Origin of the sequence: Streptomyces sp. BR123, assembly GCF_013401435.1 — a bacterium.
Taxonomy (GTDB): domain Bacteria; phylum Actinomycetota; class Actinomycetes; order Streptomycetales; family Streptomycetaceae; genus Streptomyces.
Map to the genome: position 1 here is coordinate 1 of NZ_JACBGN010000676.1, position 556 is coordinate 556.

1 pseudogene is annotated in these 556 nt (G+C 76.4%); it reads right to left on the minus strand.

The annotated features are described in order from the left end of the window. Nucleotides 1-239, minus strand: a pseudogene (locus HYE82_RS36990) (alpha/beta hydrolase); the annotation flags it as partial. Nucleotides 240-556 lie beyond the last annotated feature (317 nt).

The window sequence follows — 556 nt, forward strand, 5'->3', positions numbered from 1 at the left end:
GGGTCGAAGGTGACGAGGTCGTAGCGCTCGCCGAGCTCGGCGAAGGCCTTGGCGTCGGTGGCGAGGGCCTCGATGCCGGACCCGCCGGGACCGCCGAAGTTCAGCAGCAGCGCGCCGCGGCGCCCGGCGCGGGGGCCGTTGGCCGGTATCTCGGCGAGGGCGATGCGGACGGTGCCCTTGGCGGGGGCGGAGTGGTCGAGCGGCACGGTGAGGGTGCCGCACCGCATGCCGGCGGGCACGGGCCGCTCGGGGCAGGCACCCCACCGGATGCGGGGCGGGGCGGGAGCCGGGGAAGCGGAAGGAGCGTCGGAAGGGACGGCGGAAGCGCGGGCGAGTAGGGGGGCCGATCCGGACGTCGCCGCAGGGCCGCCGCCCGGGACTGCGGCGACGGCAGTGGTAACGAACAGGCAGCCGACGCCGATCGCGGCCCCGGTACGGGAACGCGAGCAGGAACGGGAACGGAAACGGGAACGGTGCACTGCACCCTCCTCGGGGCGGGCCCCCCGATCCGTCAGCCCACGATAAGCGCCCTGGCCCGCCCCCGCCGCCCGAGAAC